Annotated in this window: 12 protein-coding genes and 2 tRNA genes; all 14 read right to left on the bottom strand. The window is 37.6% G+C overall.

Features of this window, described 5'->3' with window-relative positions:
- Window positions 1–23: 23 nt before the first annotated feature.
- On the bottom strand, window positions 24–3,674 hold the full coding sequence (gene rpoC / locus R4Y45_RS02435) for a DNA-directed RNA polymerase subunit beta' (protein ID WP_339968919.1): 3,651 nt from the start codon (window positions 3,672–3,674) through the stop codon (window positions 24–26).
- Window positions 3,675–3,689: 15 nt separating this feature from the next.
- Window positions 3,690–7,283 carry a DNA-directed RNA polymerase subunit beta gene (gene rpoB / locus R4Y45_RS02430; RefSeq protein WP_339968917.1) on the bottom strand — a complete coding sequence of 1,198 codons (3,594 nt, stop codon included), beginning with the start codon at window positions 7,281–7,283 and terminating at the stop codon, window positions 3,690–3,692.
- Window positions 7,284–7,496: 213 nt separating this feature from the next.
- Window positions 7,497–10,016: an ATP-dependent Clp protease ATP-binding subunit gene (locus R4Y45_RS02425; protein WP_339968915.1), complete on the bottom strand. Its 2,520-nt coding sequence runs from the start codon at window positions 10,014–10,016 to the stop codon at window positions 7,497–7,499.
- A gap of 216 nt (window positions 10,017–10,232) precedes the next feature.
- A tRNA-Gly gene (locus R4Y45_RS02420) sits at window positions 10,233–10,304 on the bottom strand.
- A 23-nt stretch (window positions 10,305–10,327) separates the two neighbouring features.
- A tRNA-Lys gene (locus R4Y45_RS02415) sits at window positions 10,328–10,400 on the bottom strand.
- A 32-nt stretch (window positions 10,401–10,432) separates the two neighbouring features.
- The gene (gene lysS, locus R4Y45_RS02410; protein ID WP_339970241.1) at window positions 10,433–11,926 is read right to left on the bottom strand and encodes a lysine--tRNA ligase; all 1,494 of its coding nucleotides are present in this window, start codon (window positions 11,924–11,926) and stop codon (window positions 10,433–10,435) included.
- Window positions 11,927–11,953: 27 nt separating this feature from the next.
- A complete protein-coding gene (dusB, locus tag R4Y45_RS02405) occupies window positions 11,954–12,955 on the bottom strand; it encodes a tRNA dihydrouridine synthase DusB (protein ID WP_339968912.1) in 1,002 nt (333 codons plus the stop codon).
- Window positions 12,956–13,021: 66 nt separating this feature from the next.
- The gene (gene hslO / locus R4Y45_RS02400; protein ID WP_339968910.1) at window positions 13,022–13,900 is read right to left on the bottom strand and encodes an Hsp33 family molecular chaperone HslO; all 879 of its coding nucleotides are present in this window, start codon (window positions 13,898–13,900) and stop codon (window positions 13,022–13,024) included.
- A 46-nt stretch (window positions 13,901–13,946) separates the two neighbouring features.
- Window positions 13,947–16,067 carry an ATP-dependent zinc metalloprotease FtsH gene (ftsH, locus tag R4Y45_RS02395; RefSeq protein ID WP_339968908.1) on the bottom strand — a complete coding sequence of 707 codons (2,121 nt, stop codon included), beginning with the start codon at window positions 16,065–16,067 and terminating at the stop codon, window positions 13,947–13,949.
- 32 nt (window positions 16,068–16,099) lie between these two features.
- A complete protein-coding gene (gene tilS, locus R4Y45_RS02390; RefSeq protein ID WP_339968906.1) occupies window positions 16,100–17,419 on the bottom strand; it encodes a tRNA lysidine(34) synthetase TilS in 1,320 nt (439 codons plus the stop codon).
- Window positions 17,419–17,772 carry a S1 RNA-binding domain-containing protein gene (locus tag R4Y45_RS02385; protein WP_339968904.1) on the bottom strand — a complete coding sequence of 118 codons (354 nt, stop codon included), beginning with the start codon at window positions 17,770–17,772 and terminating at the stop codon, window positions 17,419–17,421. The genes tilS and R4Y45_RS02385 overlap by 1 nt, the downstream gene beginning before the upstream one ends.
- A 12-nt stretch (window positions 17,773–17,784) precedes the next feature.
- Window positions 17,785–18,153 carry an FtsB family cell division protein gene (locus R4Y45_RS02380; RefSeq protein WP_339968902.1) on the bottom strand — a complete coding sequence of 123 codons (369 nt, stop codon included), beginning with the start codon at window positions 18,151–18,153 and terminating at the stop codon, window positions 17,785–17,787.
- A gap of 14 nt (window positions 18,154–18,167) precedes the next feature.
- A complete protein-coding gene (locus tag R4Y45_RS02375; RefSeq protein WP_339968900.1) occupies window positions 18,168–18,410 on the bottom strand; it encodes an RNA-binding S4 domain-containing protein in 243 nt (80 codons plus the stop codon).
- Window positions 18,407–21,916 (bottom strand): transcription-repair coupling factor, encoded by a 3,510-nt coding sequence (gene mfd / locus R4Y45_RS02370; protein ID WP_339968898.1) that lies wholly within the window; start codon window positions 21,914–21,916, stop codon window positions 18,407–18,409. The genes R4Y45_RS02375 and mfd overlap by 4 nt, the downstream gene beginning before the upstream one ends.
- Between the last annotated feature and the right edge of the window lie 22 nt (window positions 21,917–21,938).

Genomic DNA, 21,938 nt, shown 5'->3' with positions numbered 1-21,938 from the left:
GTGAATCGCTTTTTTGGTGCCAACTAGTTAGTTGATTGTTCTTCTTGTTCTTGCATTTGTTTTTCAATATCTGCAATTGAGTAAACTGAAGATGGTTTTGCATTTTTAGCAATTGGTTCCATCTCACGATATTTGGCCATACCAGTACCAGCTGGAATGATTTTACCAATAATAACGTTTTCTTTAAGTCCAAGAAGTGGATCATTTTTACCACGGATAGAAGCATCAGTAAGGACACGAGTTGTTTCTTGGAAGGAAGCAGCTGACAAGAAACTGTTTGTTTCAAGAGAAGCTTTTGTAATACCCAAGATAACTGATTGTCCAGTAGCTGGTACGCCACCGTTGATAATTGTTTCGCGGTTGCTATCTGTAAATTCACTAATATCCATCAATGTTCCTGGTAATGTATCTGTTTCACCTGGATCAAGAATACGTACTTTACGTAGCATTTGACGAGCCATAACCTCAACGTGCTTATCTGAGATTTCTACCCCTTGCATACGGTAAGCTTTTTGAATTTCATCTAAGATATAAGTTTCTGTAGATAGTACATCACGTACACGAATTAATTGTTTTGGATCAATTGAACCGTGAGTTAATTTGTCCCCACGACGAACTTCGTCACCTTCAGCAACAGCCATACTTGCTGTATAAGGTACGCTGTAAGTTCTTGTATCAATATTTCCTTCAACTGTAATTTCACGTGTATGGTCTGCTGGATTTTCTTCAATAGAAGTAATTGTTCCGGCAGCTTCTGTAATAGTTGCAAGCCCTTTAGGATTACGAGCTTCAAACAACTCTTGCACACGAGGAAGACCTTGAGTGATATCTTCACCCCCGGCAACCCCACCGGTATGGAAGTTTCTCATTGTAAGCTGAGTTCCGGGTTCACCGATTGATTGAGCAGCAACAGTACCAACTGCTTCACCAACTTCAACTTCTTCACCAGTTGCCAAGTTACGTCCGTAACATTTTTGACAAACACCATGTTTAGTATTACATGTGAAGGCTGAACGAATCGTTACCGTTTCAACACCAGCATCAATAATCATTTGTGCTGATTCTTCATCAAGTAAAGTATTTGGTTTAACAAGTACTTCACCTGTTTTAGGATGGAAAATTGATTTTTGTGTATAACGACCAACTAAACGATCGAACAATGGTTCAATCATTTCGTTACCTTCTTTGATTGACTCAACCACTAAACCACGGTCAGTGCCACAGTCTTCTTCACGAACAATAACATCTTGAGCCACATCAACCAAACGACGAGTTAAGTAACCTGAGTTAGCTGTCTTCAACGCCGTATCGGTCATTCCTTTACGGGCACCGTGAGTAGACATGAACATTTCCATAACGGTTAGACCTTCACGGAAGTTAGATGTAACAGGAACTTCCATCATACCGCCGTTAGGAGCGGACATCAAACCACGCATACCAGCAAGTTGAGTAAAGTTCGAGATGTTACCACGAGCTCCTGAGTCACTCATCATGTTGATAGGGTTTGATGGATCAAAGTCATCAATTAATCGTTGTTGGATAGTATCTTTTGCATCGTTCCAAACACTGATAACACGTTCGTGACGTTCTTCATCAGTAATCAAACCACGACGGAATTGTTTAGCAACAGTTGCAACTTTTTTGTGAGCGTCGTTAACAATATCATCTTTATCAGGTAATGTTGGCACGTCAGCCACACCCACTGTAAGTCCTGATACTGTTGAAACTTCATAACCCACTTGCTTCAAGTCATCAAGTAATTCAGAAGTTCTTTGAACTTTGTAAACTTTGAAGACTTCAGCAATGACATCACTCAAGTAACCTTTCTTGAATGGTGTGATTAATTGTTTTTCAGCTAATTTTTCATGAATATCTTCACCAACATTTAGGAAGTGATCATCTGAAAGACCGCTGACTAAGTTAGCTTGTGTTGGTTCATTTACGTAAACAAAATCTTCTGGCAGGATTTGGTTAAACACAAGTTTACCAAATGAAGTTAACAAGATTTTACCTTTTTGGTTAGCTGTAAATGGTTTTTCTGGCATTGAGTCTGTTGATAGACCAATACGTGTATGGTAGTGAATTTTACCTGCTTGGTAAGCACGGAATGCTTCTTCAGCAGAGTAGAAAATCATACCTTCGCCTTCACGATTACGCTCTTCAAGTGTTAAGTAGTAGTTACCTAAAACAACGTCTTGAGAAGGTGTAACGATAGGACGACCATCTTTAGGTGCCAAAATGTGGTGAGCAGCAAGCATTAGCATTCTAGCTTCTGCTTGAGCTTCGTCAGATAAAGGTACGTGAACAGCCATTTGGTCCCCATCAAAGTCGGCGTTATACGCTTCAGTTGCAAGTGGGTGTAAACGAATAGCTTTACCTTCAACTAGAACCGGTTCAAACGCTTGAATACCTAAACGGTGAAGCGTAGGGGCACGGTTAAGTAAAACAGGTCTTTCTTTAATAACTTCTTCTAAAACATCCCAAATGTCATCATCACGACGATCAATTTTACGTTTAGCGTTACGGATATTTGAAGCTAGTTCATTTTTAACTAATTCACGCATCACAAATGGTTTGAATAATTCAAGTGCCATTTCACGTGGAAGACCTGCTTGGTAGAACTTAAGTGTTGGTCCAACGTCGATAACAGAACGACCTGAATAGTCAACACGTTTACCAAGTAAGTTTTGACGGAAACGTCCTTGCTTACCTTTAAGCATATGTGAAAGTGATTTCAATGGACGGTTACCAGGTCCTGTAACAGGACGGCCACGACGACCATTATCAATTAAAGCATCAACCGCTTCTTGTAACATACGTTTTTCATTTTGAACGATAATGTTTGGCGCATTCAAGTCAAGCAAACGTTTTAGACGGTTATTACGGTTAATAACACGACGGTATAAATCGTTTAAATCACTTGTTGCAAAACGACCACCTTCAAGTTGAACCATTGGACGTAGGTCAGGTGGGATAACAGGAATTGCTTCCATTACCATTGATTCAGGTAAGTTACCTGATTTTTTGAACGCGTCTAGAATATCTAAACGACGGATAGCACGTGTTCTCTTTTGTCCATGAGCAGTTTGTAATTGTTCTTTAAGTGATTTAACTTCACCTTCAAGATCAACACTTTGAAGTAACTCTTTGATTCCTTCAGCACCCATTTTGGCATTAAATGTTGCACCAAATTCAGCACGTTTTTCACGGTATTCAGCTTCTGTTAGAAGTTGTTTTTGTTCTAGGTCTGATTTACCTGGATCAATAACAACATAAGCAGCAAAGTAAATTACTTCTTCTAAGTGACGAGGACTCATATCAAGTACAAGACCCATACGACTTGGAATACCTTTGAAGTACCAAATATGTGTAACAGGAGCAGCTAATTCAATGTGTCCCATACGTTCACGACGAACTTTGGCACGTGTGACTTCAACACCACAACGATCACAAACAATCCCTTTATAACGAATACGTTTGTATTTACCACAAGCACATTCCCAATCCTTTGTTGGACCGAAAATACGTTCGTCAAACAACCCATCGCGTTCAGGTTTTAATGTTCTATAATTGATCGTTTCTGGTTTTTTAACTTCACCATAAGACCAGCTTCTAATTTTATTTGGAGATGCTAGGCCAATTTGCATACTCTCAAATTTGTTAACATCGATCAATAGCTTAACCTCCTACTATTTTGAAACTTCATCATTATTTAAAAGATCATTAGCTTTGTGTGCTTCTTCTTCAAGCTTTTGAGCTTCTTGCTTTTCAGCCATTTTTGATAAAGCATCAACATTTACGACATCGTCATCGTCATCATCCATGTCACGCAATTCTAGTTCATCTTTGTTGATATCTAGTACTTTCATATCAAGTCCTAGTGATTGCAATTCTTTAACCAACACACGGAATGATTCAGGTACACCTGGTTTTGGAATGTTTTCACCTTTAACGATGGCTTCATAAGTTTTTACACGACCGACAACATCATCAGACTTGTAAGTTAAGATTTCTTGTAAGGTGTAAGCAGCACCATAAGCTTCTAGTGCCCAAACTTCCATCTCACCAAATCTTTGTCCACCAAATTGTGCTTTACCACCAAGTGGTTGTTGTGTAACAAGTGAGTAAGGTCCAATTGAACGAGCGTGCAATTTATCGTCAACCATGTGAGCTAGTTTCATGTAGTACATAACCCCAACTGATACACGGTTATCAAATGCATCACCTGTACGACCATCGTAAAGAACAGTTTTACCATCTGAAGCCATACCAGCTTCTTTAACTGTATCCCATAAGTCGCTATCTGTTGCACCATCAAATACTGGGGATGCAACGTGGATTCCTAATTCTCTTGCAGCCATACCCAAGTGTAATTCAAGAACTTGTCCAATGTTCATACGTGATGGCACACCCATTGGGTTTAATAAAATGTCAACTGGTGTTCCATCTGGTAAGAATGGCATATCTTCTTCAGGAACAACGATTGAAACAGTCCCTTTGTTACCGTGACGACCAGCCATCTTGTCACCAACTTGGATTTTACGTTTTTGAGTAATGTAAACGCGAACCAATTTGTTTACACCTGGAGATAGTTCATCACCAGCTTCACGTGTAAAGACTTTAACGTCTTGCACAATTCCGCCACCACCGTGTGGTACACGTAGTGAGGTATCACGAACTTCACGTGCTTTTTCACCAAAGATTGCGTGCAACAAACGTTCTTCAGCTGATAATTCAGTTACACCTTTAGGTGTTACTTTACCAACTAAAATATCACCATCATGAACTTCAGCACCAACACGGATAACACCTGTTTCGTCAAGGTCTCTTAATGAGTCTTCCCCAACGTTTGGAATTTCACGTGTGATTTCTTCAGGTCCAAGTTTTGTATCACGAGCTTCTGATTCAAACTCTTCAATATGGATAGAAGTATAAATATCTTCTTTAACTAGTTTTTCTGATAAAACAATCGCATCTTCGAAGTTGTACATGTTCCAAGTCATAAACGCAATAATTGGGTTTTGACCTAAAGCAAGTTCGCCACTTTCCATAGCTGGACCATCTGCAATAACATCACCAGCATCAACACGGTCGCCTTGGCGAACAAGTGTTTGTTGGTTGTATGATTTACCAGCATTTGAACGTCTAAATTTAGATACGTAGTAAGTGTCGATTCCATCTTCATCAGTTGTGATTTCGATACGACGTGCATCAGCGTAAGTTACAATACCACCGTTTTTAGCTAGAAGTGCTGTACCTGAGTCGTGAGCTGCACGGTATTCCATACCAGTACCAACAAGTGGTGCATGTGGACGTACCAATGGCACAGCTTGACGTTGCATGTTAGCACCCATCAACGCACGGTTTGAGTCGTCGTTTTCAAGGAAAGGAATACATGCTGCAGCAACAGAAACAACTTGTTTTGGAATAACGTCCATGTAGTCAACTTTTTCTGTGCTAATTTCAAGGTTATCATCACGGTGACGTGCCAAAACAGTTGGGTTAGCAAATGACCCATCATCGTTAAGTTTTGAGTTAGCTTGAGCAACAATGTAGTTATCTTCTTCGTCAGCTGTTAGGTAGTCAATCTTGTCTGTTACCTTGTGAGTTGTCCAGTCAACACGACGGTATGGTGTTTCGATAAAACCATAATTATTCACAATAGCGTATGACGCTAGTGAGTTAATCAACCCGATGTTAGGTCCTTCAGGTGTTTCGATTGGACACATACGACCATAGTGAGTGTAGTGAACGTCACGAACTTCATATCCGGCACGATCACGAGTCAAACCACCAGGTCCAAGGGCAGATAGACGACGTTTGTGAGTCAATTCTCCAAGTGGGTTGGTTTGATCCATGAATTGTGACAATTGTGATGAACCAAAGAATTCCTTGATTGAAGCTACAACTGGACGAATATTGATCAATTGTTGAGGTGTTACAGTTGAAGCATCTTGAATTGACATTCTTTCACGTACAACACGTTCCATACGTGATAAACCAATTCTGAATTGGTTTTGTAGCAATTCACCAACTGAACGAATACGACGGTTACCTAAGTGGTCGATGTCATCAACTTCACCAATACCTTCTTGTAGGTTCAAGAAGTAGTTAATTGAAGCAATAATATCAGCAGTTGTAATGTGTTTAATATCTGCTGGGATATGACCATTACCAATAATGTTAACTTCTTTTTCAGGATCTTCTTTAGAAAATACTTTGATCTTTTGAACAACCATTGGATCAGTAATTACTGATTCTTCTGATGGTTGGTAAGTCACTGTTTTGAAGTCTTCACGGTCTAAGAATTTACCTAATGTTTCCATTAAGTGGTTATCAATAACATCACCTTTTTGAGCAATAACTTCACCTGTATCAGGATCAGCTAAAGTTTCAGCTAACGTTTGGTTTAATAGACGTGTTTTTAATGAAAGTTTTTTGTTAATTTTGTAACGTCCAACAGGTGCTAGGTCGTAACGTTTTGGATCAAAGAAGCGAGCGTATAATAATGAACGAGAGCTGTCAGCTGTCTTAGGTTCACCTGGGCGAAGACGTTCATAAATGTCTTTCAATCCTTCTTCTGTACGTGTATCTAATGGGTTTTTGTGGATATCTTTTTCTAGGGTATAGCTTAATGAATCACTTTGACCTAAAATTTCTAAAATATCACTATCTGATTCAAAACCTAAAGCACGCATTAAAACAGAAATTGGTAATTTACGTGTACGATCAATACGTACATATGAAATATCTTTTGCATCTGTTTCAAATTCTAACCAAGCTCCACGGTTTGGAATAACTGTTGTACCAAAGTTAGTACGACCATTTTTATCCAATGAAGAGTTATAGTAAACACCTGGAGAACGAACTAATTGAGAAACAATAACACGTTCTGCACCGTTTACGATAAAAGTTCCTTGAGGTGTCATTAATGGAAAGTCACCAAAGAAAACTTCTTGCGTTTTGATTTCTTCTGTTTCATTATTTGTTAATTTCAAAGTCACATGAAGCGGAGCTGAGTAGTTCGCATCATGTTGTCTTGCTTCATCCATCGTATATTTAGGTTCGGATAATTTATAATCCACAAACTCTAATGACAGATTACCAGCAAAATCATCGATTGGCATAATATCGTCGAACATTTCTTTTAGTCCACGTTCTAGGAACCAATCGTATGAACTTGTTTGTATTTCAACTAAATTAGGAAGTTGTAGCACTTCTTTAATTCGTGAATAACTTCTTCTAGTACGGTTTTTACCATAGTTTATATTTGAACCTACCAAGAGAAGACCATCCTTTCTGTTAAAAACACGTAATATTACATTTACGTTACAACTATCAAAAAAGGTGTTTTTAGACAATAAAAAAACAAAAACGGCACACGGGTACCATTTTTGTTTTTATCATCACTCTGGACAATAGATCAGAGCAATACTGTACTTCAACAGCCAATTTCAATCATACAAATTATAAACATACTATCTCAATTTGTCAAGTTAATTGTGGACTTTATCGCCTTTTTGTGCTTTTTTAGCTTCTTTTTGCGAAGTGACTTTAAAAGTAAGTTCATTTTTTGAAGAACCAACTTTGACTAAGTCCCCTGCTTTAATATCTTGTCTAAGAAGTTGATCACTTAATTCGTTTTCAATTTTGTCTTGAATAGCACGACGAATTGGACGAGCACCATTTTCAACATCAAAGCCAGCTTCTAAAATTGTATCTAGTGCTGCAGTTGAAACTGATAAGTCAATTTGTTGTTGTGCAAGTCGTGACTTCAAATCACCCATCATTAGTGTGACAATCTGACGTAATTCAGGTTTTTGTAGTTCTTGGAAAATGATTGTTTCATCGATACGATTTAAGAATTCAGGTGTAAAGAATTCTTGCGTTGCTTGTTTAATCGTACTTTCGAGTTGTTGCTGACGTTGGGTTTCATCATTACTTGAAAAACCAACGGTCTTATCAATTTTCATTGAACGTGCACCTAGATTTGATGTCATAATAATCACGGTATTTTTGAAATCAACACGACGACCTTTAGCATCAGTTAAGTAGCCGTCATCTAAAACTTGTAGTAACAAGTTAAAGATATCTGGGTGAGCTTTTTCAACCTCATCTAGTAATACGACAGAGTAAGGATTTTGACGAACTTGTTCACTTAGTTGGCCACCTTCTTCATAACCAACGTATCCTGGAGCAGATCCGACTAGTTTTGAAGAACTATAAGATTCTGATAGTTCTGACATATCCACTCGAATTAAATTATCAACAGAACCAAACATTGTTTTAGCTAGCACTTTAGCCAATTGGGTTTTACCCACACCTGTTGGTCCTAAGAACAAGAAGGATCCAATTGGGCGATTAGGGTCTTTAATACCAGCACGTGCACGTCTAATCGCTCTTGAAACCGCAACAACAGCATCATTTTGACCAATAACTTCTTGATGAAGTTCTTTTTCAAGGTCCAATAAACGTGTTGCTTCATTTGAATCAAGTTGTGTTAATGGAATCTTCGTCCAAGTTGAAATAACTTCTGCAACATCTTCACGCGTTACTTGTTGTTTAGCTTGTTGTGCTTTGACTTTTTCTTCAGTCATACGGTAAATCGTTTGACGAAGTTGTGTTTCTTGATAACGCAATTTAGCAGCTTGTTCAAAATCTTGGTTAAAAATAGCCTTATCTTTTTGATTCAACAAGTCTTCCAAATCTTTTTCAAGCGGAATGATTTGTTGGTCTTCGCTATCTTCAAACCCTTCAATTTTAACTTTTGCTGCCGCCTCATCAATTAAGTCGATAGCTTTGTCAGGTAAAAAGCGATTAGTAATGTAGCGTTGACTCATTTCAACAGCTGCATCAATCGCATCTTGTGAAATCGTTACCCCGTGAAAGTTTTCATAAGTCTTTTTAAGACCTGCCAAAATTTGTTCAGTTTCAGCTGTTGTTGGCTCATCTACTTTCACTTGTGCAAAACGACGTTCAAGTGCTGAATCTTTTTCAATATATTTTTGGTACTCATCATAAGTAGTAGCACCAATAACTTGAATATCACCACGAGCAAGCGAAGGTTTCAAAATATTTGAAGCATCAATTGCACCTTCAGCACCACCAGCACCAATTAAGGTATGCAATTCATCAATAAATAAAATAACTTCGCCGTCTTGTTTAATTTCATCCATCACTTTTTTCAAGCGGTCTTCAAACTCACCACGATACTTCGTACCGGCCACTAAAGAGCCCATATCAAGTGACATAACCCGTTTCTTTTTCAAAACAGTTGGGACTTGTCCTGCTTCGATTTTAGCAGCCAAGTCTTCTGCAATGGCCGTCTTACCGACACCTGGATCCCCCACTAAAACGGGGTTGTTTTTGGTTCGACGTGACAGAATTTGAATGACACGATGAGTTTCTGCATCACGACCAATTACTGGATCAACCTGTCCTTGTTTAACTTTATCATTTAAATTATTAGCCAATTTATCTAAAGTTGGTGTCTTTGATTTGCCAGCTTGTTGTCGATTATTTTGTGTTTTAGCTGTATTTAGTTCTGGTTTTTTGAAGTTTTCATTATCTTGAATACCTAATTGCTGTAATAATTCTTGGTAAATTCGTGACAAACTAAACCCGAGGTTTTTCAAAATTTTACCTGATAACACGTTCTCATTTTGAACTAAAGCCATTAGTAAATGTTCAGTGCCAACTTTATCAGCGCCTAATTGTCGTGCAATTTGGCCAGACAATGTCATGACTTGTTTAGCTCTAGGAGAATAAGGTAAAAATTCACCTTTAATAGGTGTCGATAACTCAACACCATAACCGGTATACGTTTCAATTTCTTCACGAATATCAGTTGTCGATACCCCTAGTTCACGCAACAAGTGACCTGCTGTGCCGTGTGATTCCATCACTAAACCAAGTAGTAGGTGCTCAGTGCCAATCACACGATGTTTAAAGTAAGTTGCTTGTTCTTGTGAAATTGTTAGTGCGACTTTTGCACTATCTGTAAACATGTTTTCCATTATTACACCGCCAATCTATTATAGAAGTATACAGTAAAGGATTTGATTATAAATGTAAATATCAAAATGACAATTAATCTTATTCTTAATTAATTATTTGCTTTTTACTGTGCATTCTTTTCCTACTGCTATTGTACATCTAATAGCCTTTAATTTAAAATCGAACTCATTTTAGGGATAAAAAAATAACCCACACAAACTTGTAGGTTATTAAAAAGCGGAAGACGGGATTCGAACCCGCGACCCCCACCATGGCAAGGTGATGTTCTACCACTGAACTACTTCCGCATCAATACACAGTGTGTATTAAATGAGTCGTGGCAGGCTCGAACTGCCGACCCTCTGATTAAAAGTCAGATGCTCTACCAACTGAGCTAACGACTCGTAGTAAAAGCAGGATATCCTGCTTTTAGTGATTATTCTTCATTTGGTTGGTCATGATATTCTGGACGCATGGTTGGGAATAATAGAACGTCACGAATAGATGGTGCATCAGTGAATAACATTACTAAACGATCAATCCCAATTCCAAGTCCACCTGTAGGTGGCATACCATATTCTAATGCTTCGATGTAATCTTCATCGATTCCAGTTGCTTCATCATTACCTGCTTCACGTTCTGCAACTTGTGCTTCAAAACGTTGTCTTTGATCAATTGGATCATTAAGTTCGGTAAACGCATTAGCAAACTCACTCTTAACTATAAACAATTCGAAGCGATCTGTAAAGCGTGAATCTTCAGAATTTTTCTTAGCAAGTGGTGAAACTTCGATTGGATGCCCATAAACAAAGGTTGGTTGGACTAAAGTTTCTTCAACAAATTCTTCAAAAAATTCGTTAATAATGTGACCAACTTGCCAGTATTCTTCATAATGAACGTTATGTTCATCAGCAATTTTACGGGCTTCTTCTAGTGACATTTCACGCCAGAAGTCAACACCTGTTTGTTCTTTAATAGCATCAACCATGTGTAGACGTCTAAATGGTTGACCAATTTTAACTTCTTCGCCTTGGTAAGTAATAGTATCTGTATCAAATACTTCTTTAGCAATGTAACGGAAAATACCTTCAGTTTGATCCATGACATCTTTGAAGTCAAAGTAAGCTGCATAAGATTCAAGCATTGTAAATTCAGGGTTATGTTTTGTATCTAGCCCTTCATTACGGAATACACGACCGATTTCATAAACACGTTCCATTCCACCAACGATTAAACGTTTTAAGTGTAATTCAAGTGCAATACGTAAGTATAAATCAATATCTAATGCATTGTGATGTGTAATAAATGGTCTTGCTGCAGCTCCACCAGCTTGGTCATGCAATACTGGTGTTTCAACTTCAGTAAAGCCGTTTTGGTCTAGGTAACGACGAATTGTTGAAATAATTTGGCTTCTCTTTTGGAAACGGTCAAAACTGTCTGGGTTTGCGATTAAATCAAGATATCTTTGACGATATTTTTGTTCAATGTTAGTCAAACCATGGTATTTATCTGGTAATGGACGTAGTGCTTTTGATAAGAAAGTTACATGAGTTGCTTTAATTGTTAGCTCACCCATATCTGTTTTCATTACGTCACCTGTAATTCCTAGGAAATCACCTAAGTCAGCACGTTTGAAAATTTTGTAGTTTTCTTCACCAACAGTATCTTTACGTACGTAGATTTGCATTTTTCCTGAATTATCACGAATATCAGCAAATCCAACTTTACCTTTACCACGTTTAGTCATCATACGACCTGCAATAGTTGCTGTCACGTGTTTTTCATCTAACGCATCTTTTTCTTCGTTTTCATATTGATCGTGTAAATCTTTTGCAACAGCTGTGCGTTCAAAACGACTACCGTATGGATCAATTCCATTATCAATTAATTCTTGTAATTTTTCACGGCGAACACGTAATTGGTCATTCATTTGGTGATGATTATCTTGTTTAGCCACTTATTTACCCTCCGATTTTAATTTTTCTCTAGCTTCATATTGAGCGACAAAGTCGTCTAGAATTTCAAAAACTTCTTCTTTAGCGAAAACTTGGTTAACTGCTGCACGAGCTTTGGCAGCACGTGGAATTCCTTTCAAGTAATAAGCTGCTTGTTGGCGGAATTCTGGTACGGCAATTTTTTCACCTTTTAATTCTACCAAGCGATTCAATTGTAACTTAGCTAAGTCAATTTTTTCTCTTGGTGTCGGTTCAGGTTCAATTTCACCAGTTTCAAGGTAATGTTCCATTTGGCCTAAAATCCAAGGATTACCCAAAGCTGCACGACCAACCATTACCGCATCTGCACCGACTTCATCAAGCATGCGTTTAGCATCTTCTGGTGTTTTGACATCACCATTTCCAATAAATGGAATAGAAAGAGCTTCTTTAACTTGTTTTAAAATATCCCAATCGGCTTTACCCGTATACATTTGTTTACGGGTTCTTCCATGCATGGCAACGGCACTTGCTCCTGCACGTTCAGCTGCCAATGCATTTTCAACTGCATAAATGTGGTCTTCATCCCAACCTGTTCTCATTTTAACTGTAACAGGTTTTTCTACGACATCCACAACGGCTTTAACCATTTCATAAATACGATTAGGGTCAAGCAAACATCTTGCTCCTGCATCCGTTTTAACCACTTTTGGCACAGGGCAACCCATATTAATATCAATAATATCAGCTTGTGTATTTTGATCCACAAATTTAGCTGCTTCAACTAATGTTTCCACAGTTCCACCGAAAATTTGAATACTAATTGGGTGCTCTTTAGGGTCTACAAAAAGCATATCTAAAGTTTTCTTATTATGATGAATAATTCCCCTATCACTAATCATTTCACAAACAACTAATCCTGCACCACATTCTTTTGCTGTGATACGAAAAGCTGAGTTTGAAATACCAGCCATTGGTGCGACAACAATGCGATTAGGAATTTCCACATTTCCAATTTTCCACATAGACACTCTACCTCATTTTTACCTGTACTATTTTATCAGTTTATCCAAAAAGGCTCAACACCAGTTTTAGCCTTGTTTAGCTAAAATATCTTTCAAGTCTGACTCACTATAATGATAATGTGCGTTACAGAATTTACATACTGCTTCAGCACCGTGGTCTTCTTCAATCATAGCCTCAATCTCTGATTTTTTCAAAGTTGCTAATGATTTTTCAAAACGGTCTTTACTACAATCACACTCAAATGCTACATCCATTGTGTCTAAGACATCCACACCTTCAGGAAAAATCATTTCGGTAATCTCTTCTGGTGTTTTGCCTTCACGCACTAATTTAGAAACTAGTGGCAATTGTTTTAAGCTTTCTTCTAGTTTTGCAATACTTTCTTCGCTTGCATTAGGTAATACCTGAATCATAAATCCACCAGCTGCACCGATTGAATTATTTGGATTAACAAAACATGACAATCCAACAGCTGAAGGAATTTGTTCAGATTTAGCTAAGTAGTAAGTAAAGTCTTCACCTAACTCACCAGAAATCAAAGGAACCTGACCAGTAAACGGCTCTTTCATATGCAAATCTTTTGTGACACTAAACATACCACTTGTTCCCACTGCACCTTTAACATCAATTTTGCCACTTTCATTAAGTGGTAAATGAACGTGCGGATTTTGGATATATCCTTTCACCGTACCATTAGCATTACCATCAATGACTAATGCCCCAGCAGGACCATCACCTTGAATACGAACAGTTAAAGTATCATCACCTTTTAAAGTTGCTGTACTCAATAGCAATGTTCCAATTAATCCTCGTCCTAATGCTGCAGAAGATGCACTGTAAGTGTCGTGCTTTTGTTGTGCCGTTGACACTAATTCTGTGGCTGAAACAGCTAGAATTCTAAAGGCTTTATCTTTTGATATGGCTTTAATTAAATAATCTTTCATTTTTTTACACCTCATTAAAAAACAGAGCCATTAGGCTCTGTTTTTGTTATTTATCTTTACGATTATTATCATCGTTTTTTATTGTATCAGAGTCAACATCTTTTTTACTAGATGTGACTTCTTTTTCTAAGTCTTTTTCTGATTTTTCTTGGTCACTGATTTCTTCAGCATTTTTTACTTCAGATTGTTTTTCTTGCTGATCAGCAGCTTTTTTTGATTCTTCATAATCTGCTGCTTCTTTTTCGCTAGGAAATTCAGTTGGTTGTTCTGGCATTTTACCTTCTTTGAATAATGAAAGAATTTGAGTTTCATTCAATGTTTCATATTCAAGTAAAGCTTTTGCAATTAAATCATGTTGTTCGTGGTACTCTTTAATGATTTCGGCTGCACGTGTGTGTGCTTCATTAATAATGCGACGAACTTCTTGATCAATTTTAGCAGCTGTATCTTGACTATAAGAAGGTCCTTGACCATATGCTGATTGTCCTTCTTGTTCTAATGCAACAGTTCCTAAAACATCACTCATTCCATATTGAGTTACCATAGTACGTGCAATTTGGGTTGCTTGTTCAAAGTCATTTGATGCACCAGATGATAGACTGTTGAAAATTAATTCTTCAGCTGTACGTCCACCCATTAAACCAACAATTTGTTCTTCTAAGTCTTTTTTACTTAGTAGGAATTGGTCTTCTTTAGGTAACGTAATGGCATAACCACCTGCACGACCACGAGGAACAATCGTTACTTTTCTAACCGTTCTTGAATCACTTAATACTAGACCAATTAAAGCGTGTCCAGCTTCGTGATAGGCCACAATTTGACGATATTTTTCTGAAGTCTTACGGTCTCGTTTAGCAGGACCTGCAATCACGCGATCTTCTGCTTCATCAATATCAAGTGACGTAATTTTGGTATCATTTCTTCTTGCGGCTACTAAAGCGGCTTCATTAAGTAAGTTTTCAAGATCAGCCCCAACAAAACCTGGTGTTTGACGAGCTACAAGTTTCAAGTCAACATCTGCTGCTAAAGGTTTGTTTTTAGCGTGAACTTTCAAGATAGCTTCACGACCTTTAACATCAGGACGGCCAACCAAGACTTTACGGTCAAAACGACCTGGACGAAGTAGCGCTGGATCTAAAACATCAGAACGGTTAGTTGCGGCCATCACAATAACGCCTTCAGTTCCATTAAACCCATCCATTTCAACTAGCAATTGGTTTAAGGTTTGTTCACGTTCATCGTTTCCACCGCCCATGCCGGCGCCACGTTGACGACCAACAGCATCAATCTCATCAATGAAGATGATAGCTGGTGCTGATTTTTTAGCATTTTCAAATAAATCACGAACACGAGAAGCCCCAACTCCGACAAACATTTCAACGAAGTCAGAACCAGAAATACTATAAAATGGCACTTTAGCTTCACCAGCAACGGCTTTAGCTAAAAGTGTTTTACCAGTTCCGGGAGGTCCCTCAAGTAAGACACCTGATGGAATACGAGCGCCAAGACTAGCGAAGCGTTTAGGTTGTTTCAAGAATTCAACCACTTCAACCAGTTCTTGTTTTTCTTCTTCGGCACCAGCTACATCACTAAATCTAATTTTGTTTTTAGATGGATCTTCAGGTTTTGCTTTTGAACGGCCAACGTTCATCATACGGTTTCCACCGCCTCCTTGGCCACCTCTAGCACCACCCATTAACATGAAGAAAATAATTACCATAATGATGATTGGTAAAAATGAACCTAGCAATGTTAGCCAAATCCCAGTCTGGGGTTCACCATCCATTGAAACATTCACGTTTTTGCTTTGTGCTAAATCTGTTACTTGTTTAACAGTGTTATCATTTGCCAAAATTGTTGTTGAAAAGTTTTGAGTTGATGAATTTTGTCCACCTGTCAAAATCGATAACATTGAATTATTTGACGATTGGTTTGTTTGACTTGTTTTATAAGTTCCTGAAACCGTATAAGCACCATTAACTGGTTGCATACTGAACTTGTCGATACTATTGTCGTTCAGTTGCGTAATAAATTCTGAATAACTAACATTTTTGACTGATTTACTGTTTCCACCATTAAAGAACCAGTTAAATCCTGCCAAAATAATGATTACGGCAATAATATAAAAGATTATATTATTCCTAAATTTTTTGGGACTCCTATTCATAAGTAACCTCCGATTTCATAAACTACTTCTTATTATTTTGCCACAAAGAGATTTAATTTTCTAGACTGTTGGGCTAAAGAATTGTAATGATAAATATTTTGAATCCAATAGATATCTGAACCATAAATTGACAGATAATACCCTTTTAACACGGTCGGAACACCTGCTTTAGCAAAAACCTTTTTCACTTTTTGGTGTCGACTATCTGAAAGTAAAACTGGTTGGTTAGGAGTAAGACCTAGATACAACGGCTCATTGAGTGGAACATCAAAAGTCGCAACAAATTTAAATCCTGTTACTTTTTTCGTTTCACTCAATAAATAAACTTGCCCCAAAATATGCACAGGCTGATTCAATTGAATCATCTGCGACTCAATTTGCGGTTGTTTATGAGCCAGAAAAAATTGATTCTCTTTCACTAAAAGCTCAACATCACGGGTAAGTGTTAACCGACCTGTTTCAGTCAAAATATGTTTCAGCTGTTTAACTTGCTGTTCAGATAAAAATACTTTATCACTAAACGCCTGCATTGTTAAATAACTCACATAATCTGACCAATTAGTTTTGGGAATTTTAGTAAAATCTTTAATTTTACCTCGATAAAGTTTTGCGGTTACTTGTGTGAGCGTCGTCACCAACTGAAAAAGCTGAGTTTGCGCTTGTGTTAATTTTGTCACACTTTGCTGATAACGTTGACTATTTTCAATCAAATGATTGGTTTCGTCGCTCATTTTTGGGATAACATGATGGCGAATCCGATTACGCATTGTAAAATCAGTGGCATTAGTTTCATCTGTTACGTAATCAATTTGTTGATTAACTAAATAAGTTAACAACTGCTGTTTTGAAAAATTAAGCAAGGGACGTATTAACTCCCCTTCATAAAATTCGCGTTTTTCAGAAAGTGAGGCCATTTCTTGTGCATCCCCACTTCGAATCAATTTCAGCAAGATTGTTTCTGCCACATCATCACCGTGATGAGCCGTCATTACATAAGAGGCTTGCCATTTTTTTTGCAAGCGATGCATAAATTGATAGCGCATTATTCGAGCGGAAGCTTCAACACCTGTTTTGGGATGTTCAGCAACTGGCCAATCATAATTTTCAACAACCAATCCCTTATCAGTTGCATAGTGTTGCACAACTTGAAGTTCTTCATCTGAACCCGGTCTTAACTGATGATTAACGTGCGCCACAATTAATTGGCTTTGGGGATTAGCTAAGCTATGATAAAGCAAATCTAACAGAGCCATTGAATCTGGCCCTGCAGAAACAGCAACAACTATTTTAGCTGATGTTGTATCGATTTGTAAGTCATTTAATTTTTGACTGAATCTTTGCTTGATACTCATCATTGCTCAGCAGCATATTTTTCAAGAAACTCATTAGCTTGTTTTAATACTTGCTCAATCTTTTTTGAAAAAGACTGAGTATGATCTGCCTCTAATGGATTAGATAAATCTTTTAGCTCGGGATTATCATATTGGGTTTGTGATAGCGCAATTTTTTGTGGGGTCTCAGCTGACAACACCACGCAATCAATCGCTTGATTGACATCATAGTACATTTGCCAGTCATCATTTTTACCATATTCAAGTTCTTGTCGCTTAATTAAGCCATGATGCTTATCATCCAGTGTCACAAAAACACCAAAGGAGGCTACATTATTAATAGTTCCCGTTAATCTTTGACCTTGTGAAATCATAGGACACCTCTCTTACTTTGATTGACTATTATCTGAAATATCAAATATTACTTCATTCGGTTTTGAGTAAAGGTATTTATCTCGAACAACTTTTTGCAGATACTCAGGATCATTCAATCGTTGCTCTTCATTTGCCAATAAATGCTGCTTTTGTAGTAACGTATCTAATTTCTGCTGACTTTCTTCTGCTTGAACATTCAAATTATGCGTATCGATGGTCATTTTCGTAATTTGCATCCCAGTTAATAGCACAATAAATCCAAATAGCGCCGCATATAATCGGCGTCTTCTTACATGAACTTTTCTTTCGTGACGTTGTTTTTTAAAAACACTCTTTTCACTTGAAGCAATTTGATAAGTGTGTTTGACTTTACGACCCATTTTGTTTCCCCCTATTAGTCAACTAATTCATATAATTCTTGTGCTTCAGCTTTTTTAGTTGTCTCTAGAAGATTTAAAATACGAGCTTTAATTGTTCGATTACCAAAAGTGACTTCTAAAATATCACCAATTTGAACTTTACTAGAAGATTTAATCACTTTGTCATTGACTTTAATACGGCCTTGATCAGCCATTTCTTTTGCGATGGTTCTTCTTTTAATAATTCTTGATACTTTTAAAAAACGATCAATTCTCATGAAGTTGTCTCCTTTTCATTTAATAAATGCGATGCTGCCGTTAAAAATGAACTCAATTCAGCAATCCATTTTCTAACGGGCATATCTTTTGTTGTCATTAAGTTAATTTGTAGGGCTTGTTGTCTGTTAAGCGCTACTTTTGCTTTAAGTGAGGTTTCACTTAGTGCTTTGAAAGCTTTAGCACCTTTTAAAATTTCAGTTGCTGCTTTATCAAAAGTCACCGCTAACTGTAAGGCTTGTTGTCTAACTAATTTAACTTGTGCTTGTTCAGCTAATAGTTTTAATTCTGCTATTTGAAGTAAGTGTTCTACAGGCTCTGGATAATCACCAAATCGATCAAGTAATTCATCTTCAATCTTTGGAATTTCATCACTTGCCTCAATCATCTTAATCCGCTTATAGATTTCAATTTTTTGTGGCTGGTCATTAATATACTCATCTGGAATATAAGCTTGTAAATCCAGATTAATAACAGAATCCGTTGTCTTAACCGCTTTTTGTTTACCTTGACGTTTTTTAACCGCTTCTTCGAGCATTTGTGAGTATAAATCAAATCCGACAGCGTCAATAAAGCCGTGTTGTTGTTTACCCAACATATTTCCGGCCCCTCGAATTGATAAGTCTCGCATGGCTATCTTAAATCCTGAGCCCAACTCCGTAAAGTCTTTAATGGCTTCTAAACGCTTTTGGCCAACTTCAGTTAACACTTTATTTTCTTGATAAAGCAAGTAAGCATAAGCTAAACGATTGGAACGTCCAACACGTCCACGCAATTGATACAACTGTGACAACCCATAATAGTCTGCATTTTCCACAATTAACGTGTTCGCATTGGGTAAATCCACACCCGTTTCAATAATGGTTGTCGTCACTAATACATCGTAATCCCCATTAATAAAGTCTAACATCACATTTTCAAGTTGATGTTCACTCATTTGGCCATGGATATAACCAACACGTGATTCGGGCACTAGCTGTTGCAGATAAAAGACGACACTTTCAATATCTTCCACGCGATTATGCAAGTAAAAAACCTGTCCATCTCGTCTAAGCTCACGTAAAATAGCTTCTTTAATCACGCTTTCGTTTTGTTCCATCACATAGGTTTGGATAGGGAAACGGTTAGTTGGCGCAGTCTCAATGACAGATAAATCTCTCACTCCGACCATTGACATGTGAAGCGTTCTTGGAATTGGCGTTGCCGTTAAAGTCAATACATCAACTTGTGCTTTCAATGCTTTTAGACGTTCTTTATGCTTAACACCAAATCGCTGCTCTTCATCCACAATCAGTAGGCCTAAATCTTTAAACTTAATATCTTGTGATAACAAGCGATGCGTCCCAACTAAAATATCCACTTGACCTTCTTTAAGTTGGGTAATAATTTCTTTAACTTGTTTAGCCGTTTGAAAACGAGAAACCACTGCAATGTTAACTGGAAAATCACGAAAACGTTCAAGCATGTTTTCATAATGCTGTTGGGCTAAAATTGTTGTAGGTACTAAAAAGGCAACTTGTTTATTATCTTGAACTGCCTTAAAAGCTGCTCGAATTGCCACTTCAGTTTTTCCAAAACCAACATCTCCAACCAATAGTCGATCCATTGGTCGCGTTTTTTCCATATCTTGTTTAATTTCATTAATACTGCGGATTTGGTCACCGGTTTCAACATATGGAAAGGCAGATTCAAAATCTCTTTGCATTTGATTATCGGGTGAAAAGGCAAAGCCTTTTTCACTTTCACGTTGAGCATAGAGATCAATAAGTTCATCAGCAATATCTTCGATTTTAGCTGCTACACTACGCTTAGTTTTGGCCCATTCACTGCTACCCAATTTGTTGATTTTAGGGCTCTTACCTTCTGCAGCGACATATTTTTGTACTAGTTTTAATTGATCGGCTGGCACAAATAATTGATCGCCTTTTTGATAGGTGATGGTGATATAATCTTTTGGAACATCGTTTGTAACTAAGGTTTGAATCCCTTCAAATCGCCCAATCCCATGATTAACATGTACAACATAATCGCCAGGTTTAAGCTCACTATAATTTTTAATTCGCTGCGCATTTTCAATCTTTTCAACACGTTGGCGTTTTTTCTTTGGCTTAGCATTGAAAAGTTCGCGCTCAGTTAAGTAAACAAACCGTTGATTCGTCAAAATAAAGCCATGGGGCAAATCACCAGCAATCAGTTGGGTTTGATTAGCTTTAATATCACCCGTTTGATGATAACTTATCGTTATTTCAAAATCTTGGAAAGTCTGCGCCAATTTTTTTGCACGCTCTTGGCTATCTGCTTGGACGACCACCGTTTGGTCTTGTAGTTGATAGCGTTCAAGTTCAGTTTTGATTAGTGGCATCTGTGAGAAAAATTGTTGCGGAATTTGCGTTTTATAATCACAAATTTGATCTAATTTTAGTCGACCCATCCCTCTTTGAAAAAGAGATAACAAGAGTTGGGGATGCTTATCTTGATGAAAACTATCAAAGAATGTCCATTTGGCATTTTGAGAATCTAACCAACGTTTTTCGTTAATTTCCTGCGTTTGATATTGCTCATTTAACAAACTATTCTCACGCACATTATCATTAATTGCTGGCAAATCATTGAGCACAAATAGACCATCTTTAGCAAGATAATCTAGTAACCCATACTGCGTATCTTGCAAATAGTTCATATAAAAGCTCATTTTGTCTGGCACAATACCATCCAGTAATAAATCTCGTGCTTGCTTTTGGTCTAAGTAGGCCTCTTCATCTGAATTATCTGCTAAAGCTTCTGCTAACTTTTGCCCTGCTTGTTTTAATTGTTCACTATCAAAGACACGGTCTTTAGCTGGCAATAATTCAATAGATTCTTTGGTTTGTAAACTTCTTTGCGTTTCAACATCAAAAAGTTTAATCGTCTCAAGTGTATCACCAAAAAATTCAAGCCTAATAGGCTGTGACTGTGTTAACGGATAAACATCTAGAATATCCCCTCTCAAAGCAAACTCACCTGATTTAACGACCATCTGATCACGTTGATAGCCACTTTTAACTAACCAAGCAATTAATTCATCCAAAGGATAGTCTTGATCAATAGCCAGCTGATAATTAGCCGCTGCAAAGGCTTTTGGACTTGTTAACGGATAAGCTAAAGACTGTGGTGTTGTCACCACAATTCCTGCTTGTTGAGTCGTCAAAAAGTTAAGTGCCTCAATTCGATTGGTCAGCGCCTCAGTTGAAGAAATAGCGCCCTGAGTCGCAATTAAAGGATCTACATCAAAGTAATGTAAGTTATCCGTAGTCATAATGGCTGAAAGACTTTGATATAATCCGGCTGCCTTATGTGTTGATTCCATTACGACTAACATTGGCTCTTCAACTTGCTTTAAAATTGACTGCAAAAAGATAGGCTGTGCATTGGGATTAACCCCTGTTAATAATGACCGTTTGGATTTTTGGGTTTGACTGATAAATTCAGTAAAGGGGTCACTTTTATTAATAAAATCAATAATTTTCATCATTCAACCCCCATTTCTGTTT

Origin of the sequence: Holzapfeliella saturejae (assembly GCF_037546065.1) — a bacterium.
GTDB classification, from domain to species: Bacteria; Bacillota; Bacilli; order Lactobacillales; family Lactobacillaceae; genus Holzapfeliella; species Holzapfeliella saturejae.
This window is presented reverse-complemented; position numbering and strand designations above follow the sequence as displayed.